We start from the raw sequence: 4761 nt of genomic DNA, 5'->3' as shown, positions 1-4761 counted from the left end.
TAAGGGGCGCAGCCCGAGACGACGTCAGTGTCAGCTCGCACCCGAAGGTCGTTGCATCACAACATGTATCGTCCCGTTCCACTCGAATGCCTGTGTTGCCGCGCACTCGACCTTCCTGGTGATGGAGATCACGATAGCCGTGTCGAAGCAATCCAACTTGACGCATTGAGACAGGATTCTTGACCCTTGGGGCAGTCAAGGGTCGCATGACCGACTGAGATTACGAGTCCCGAAACGTCAATAGGCTTGTCTCATTATGTCAAATATCGATGGACCGATCCGGCTATCGTGACCCCGATACAAGAGTGTCGAGCGCCTCGTAGATCGCGCCGTCACAACGTAAATCGGGTTCCGCCCCCGGCGATCAACCACAGTGGCAGAACCGCGCCGGCGCTACGCCCCGAACATCACCAAACAACCCCGGAGACGGCAATGACCAACCCTTCCGCGAACGCCCCCTCAGTACCCACCGTCGTGATCGTGCCCGGCCTACGCGACCACGTCGACGAACACTGGCAGACTTTGCTGGAAAACAAGCTGGACCGGGTACGTAGCGTGCCTCCCCTCTCGGAGAACAAGCTCAGCCTGGCTGCCCGGATCGCAGCCCTCGACGCGGTGATCAGCGACATCGACGGACCGATCGTGCTTGTTGCCCACAGCGCCGGGGTCATGATCACAGTCCACTGGGCTCTACAGGCGAGTCACCCAATCGTGGGCGCGCTGCTGGCAACTCCCGCGGACCTGGAACGCCAACTACCCGAGGGTTATCCGATGCTGGAGGATCTCGACAGCAACGGATGGTTGCCCATTCCCCGTCGCCAACTGCCGTTCCCGAGCATCGTCGCAGTGAGTTCGAACGACCCGCTGGCCGATCGGCTCCGGGTGGCCAACATGGCCGAGGTCTGGGGCAGCCGTCTGGTCGACCTCGGCGACGTCGGACACCTGAATCCTGCCTCCGGGTACGGGGAATGGTCGCAGGCCGAGGAATTCATCGACGAGCTGACCCAGGTTCGCGAAGACGTGGTCTCGTAAACGCTGACCTGAGCTCCTACCTACACTTCGAAGGACACGCAGCGATGCTCAATTTATCTGCATTAATGGAAGATTCGGCTCGTCGATACCCGGATCGAGACGCCGTCGTGCTCGGCAACGCACGCCAGTCATACGCGGAACTGAACCGCCATGCCAACAAGATCGCAAGCCTGATCGTGGCCCGAGGCGTGCAACCCGGTGACAAGGTTGCGCTCTCCTGCCCGAATATCCCCGAGTTCCTCGCGGTGTATTACGGGATCCTCAAGGCCGGTGCAGTGGTGGTACCGCTCAACATCTTGCTGAAGGGCCGGGAGATTGCGTACCACCTCAACGACTCCGATGCGAAAGCATACTTCTGTTTCGAAGGTGGCTCCGACCTGCCGATCGGCGAGTACGGCCTCGACGGGTTCCAGGGTGCTCCCGCGTGCAGTCACATGTTCCTGATCACTGCCGATCCGCAGGGGCCGTCGCAACTCGCGGACGTCCACACGGTTGCCCAGGCGATCGCTGCGACGCCAAACGAGTTCGAAACCGTGGTGCGAGAACCGGCGGATACGGCAGTGATTCTCTACACCAGCGGAACCACGGGAGCTCCGAAAGGCGCAGAGCTCACCCACTCCAACATGGTTCTCAACGCGCTCTGCGCCAATCGCCTCTTCGACAGCACCCCAACACAACTCGATACGTGCCTGATCACGCTCCCACTGTTCCACTCCTTCGGCCAAACCGTCGCCATGAACTCCGCACTCTCCGTCGGCTCGACGCTGGTCCTGATGCCCCGGTTCGAGGCCGCCGCTGCGCTCGCGTTGATGGAGCAGGAAAACATCACGGTCTTTGCCGGCGTGCCCACTATGTACTGGGGTCTGCTCGGCGCGCTCGACGGAGGAAATGTGGATGTCGAGAAGATTGCGCGGAACATGCGCAAGGCGATCTCCGGCGGCGCAGCGTTGCCCGTGGAGATTCTCACCCAGTTCAAGCGGCAGTTCGGCGTCCAGATCCTCGAAGGCTACGGGCTGTCCGAGTCTTCGCCGTTGGCACTGTTCAGCGACCCGGAGCGTGATCCTCGGCCGGGATCGATCGGAGTCCCGATCTGGGGCATCGAGGCGCGACTGGTGGACAAGCACTGGAACACCGTCACCGGCCAGGAACAAGTCGGTGAGATCGCTCTGCGCGGCCACAACGTCATGAAGGGCTACTACAACCGCCCCGACGCCACTGCCGAAGTCATGCATGACGGCTGGTTCCGCACCGGCGACTTGGCTCGCGTCGACGACGACGGCTTCTACTACATAGTGGATCGCGCGAAGGACCTGATCGTTCGAGGTGGATTCAACGTCTACCCTCGCGAAATCGAAGAAGTCCTCGTGACCCACGACGCCGTTTCGCTCGCCGCCGTCGTCGGGTTGCCCGACGAGAGACATGGCGAGGAGATCAAGGCGTTTGTCATCCTCCACCCGGCAGCGCAGATCACGGCTGACGACCTGATCGCGTGGTCGAAAGAGCAGATGGCCAGTTACAAGTACCCCCGCCACGTCGAGTTCGTCACCGAACTGCCGATGACCGCAACCGGGAAAATTCTCAAGCGCGAACTCGCGGCCGCCTCAACCGCCCGCTAGACCTGCTCGTATCGAACAACAAACGGAGGAATGATGACCGAGGACACCAACAGCTATCCAGTAGTCGAGGCGATGAAGGCCGGCGGCGGCTGGAATACGCTCTGGGACGGGTTGTACGACATGGACCCGAACTGGACCGAACTGTATATGAAAATGGCGATGGAGCCGTACCAGAGCGGTGTCCTCTCACCGAAAGTTGTTCAGCTGCTGTGTATCGCCGTCGACGCCTCCGCCACCCACATGTATGCACCGGGTACCAGGCGCCACATTCAGGCAGCCTTGGACATGGGGGTGACACCGCAGGAGATTCTCGAGGTCCTCAAGCTGGCGACCGTGGTGGGTATCCACTCGTGCAACATCGGCGTTCCGATCCTCGTCGAGGAGATGGAAGCACACAAGCAGCGTCAGTCGGATAACTGACTTCGGCAGTTCTTTTGTGCCACAACATCAGCTGACAGACGAATGGGCACCTACTCGCAAATAGCGGGTAGGTGCCCATTCGAGTTGCAATGCCGGATCAGGCATTCATTGCAGGCGCTTTCTGAAGATTCTCCAGACGACGAATACCGGCCGGGTACGCACGCTTGCCCGCAATAAAGGCAACCACGGCGGCAATGTAGACCAAGGGTGAAAGCTGCAGCGCCCTCAGGAGTCCGAGATGATCGGCAAGAATGCCGATGACAAAGGGACCGAGCGCCAGTCCGAGCAGGTTGTTGGCGACCGTCAGCGTTCCCATGGCCGATGCACGGATCGAATGATGCGTGAGGTTGGCGACCATCGCCGCTGTCGGACCCGAACAGCCGGCGGAGAAGAATGCACCGATTCCCAGAAGTACGAGTTGCGCTGTGCCCGTGCCTAACCGGAGACCGATACCCAAGGACACCAGGGAGATCACACAGTAGACGATCGCCGTCGTCCACTTCTTTGCCGAGTTGTCACGGCTGAACCGGTCGGTGATGAATCCGCAGACCACCATGCCGCTGCCGACCAGGAGAACGAACACCGAAGCCATGACCCCGGCCTTGTCCGGCGCAAGATCGTAGTAGCGGTTGAAGAAACTCGGCAACCACGCCAGAAGTACAGCGGCAGTGAACATCTGCAGCCCGCCACCGATATAGGCGAACAGCACCGCCGGATTGGTGAACAATGTCGATACCGGCGCCCGGTACCCATCCGGTTCCACTGCGGCGCCGGCGGAACCCTCGACGGCGTGAGCGGCCAACTTCTTCTCGGTAACCAGAGCGCGGAACAGCGCAACGAGGATGAGACCGAAGATCGCCATCGCGGCAAAGGACCAACGCCAACTGAACTGAACGGCGATGAACCCGCCGATCGCAACACCGATCACCGAACCGAACGAACCACCGGCCATGAAGGCACCGGCCAGCATTGCATGCACTCGCGGCGCAAACACGCTGAGCACCAGGGCAATACCGACACTGCCGTATGCGGCTTCACCGACACCGACGAGGAATCGCGCACCGAGCATCTGTTCATAGGACTGGGCAATCGCGCACAGCAGAGTAGCGACACTCCACAACACGGCCATCAGGATCAGGCTCTTGACGCGGCCCCAACGATCGGCCAGAAGTGAGAGCGGGAACGTCAGCAACCCGACCATCAGCGCGACAACACTGCTCAACGACGCCAAGTGCGAATCGGAGAGATCCCAATCCGCTTTCAGGATCGGGAAAACCGCGCTGAGGACCTGTCTGGACATGTAGTCCGAGAGCAGGAGGCCGAAGGCCAGCGCAAAAACGATCCAGGGGTATATCTTTCGCCGTCCACCGCTGCTGCGTGCGGTGTCCACGCTGAGCGTGGAAGTAGCCTGTAATCCCATGATTCTCCTTGGAGCATTCGAGGAAGGAAGACGACGGCGGAACCCTGGTCGAGGTATAAGTTTCCGGAAATCGCCTGATGGACAAAAGGTTCGGAAATTCTGTAGCAACAAATTCTGGGGATGACTCGGGGGCATGAACTGTCTCAGCTCATGCCCCCTGAGAATTATTGTCAGGCGTGGTGGGTGAAACCCAACTGACCCGGCCGACGATTCGGCGCATAACCCAACTTCGCCAACGTCTCATCGGTATCGGCATACCTCTGACCGATCCGG

At 60.3% G+C, this 4761-nt stretch carries 4 protein-coding genes; 3 read left to right on the top strand and 1 reads right to left on the bottom strand.

Annotated features, from left to right (window positions below; translation table 11 throughout):
• Positions 1-432 precede the first annotated feature (432 nt).
• From RG2_RS31115 to RG2_RS31105, 3 genes are read left to right on the top strand one after another with little or no spacing between them, the layout of a single operon-like run.
• Positions 433-1032, top strand: coding sequence for an RBBP9/YdeN family alpha/beta hydrolase (locus RG2_RS31115; protein ID WP_033237405.1), 600 nt, complete (start codon positions 433-435; stop codon positions 1030-1032).
• Between the two features lie 44 nt (positions 1033-1076).
• Entirely contained in the window at positions 1077-2648 is a 1572-nt protein-coding gene (locus tag RG2_RS31110) for a long-chain-fatty-acid--CoA ligase (protein ID WP_033237406.1), read from the top strand.
• Positions 2649-2681: 33 nt separating this feature from the next.
• Positions 2682-3068: a carboxymuconolactone decarboxylase family protein gene (locus RG2_RS31105; RefSeq protein ID WP_033237408.1), complete on the top strand. Its 387-nt coding sequence runs from the start codon at positions 2682-2684 to the stop codon at positions 3066-3068.
• Positions 3069-3165: 97 nt separating this feature from the next.
• Here the strand turns inward: RG2_RS31105 and RG2_RS31100 are convergent, their stop codons facing one another.
• The gene (locus RG2_RS31100; protein WP_033237407.1) at positions 3166-4488 is read right to left on the bottom strand and encodes an MFS transporter; all 1323 of its coding nucleotides are present in this window, start codon (positions 4486-4488) and stop codon (positions 3166-3168) included.
• Positions 4489-4761: the final 273 nt, after the last annotated feature.

Source organism: Rhodococcus globerulus NBRC 14531, assembly GCF_001894805.1.
GTDB lineage: Bacteria > Actinomycetota > Actinomycetes > Mycobacteriales > Mycobacteriaceae > Rhodococcus_F > Rhodococcus_F globerula.
The sequence above is the reverse complement of the archived record's forward strand: the minus strand, read 5'-3'. Positions and strand labels throughout refer to the sequence as shown.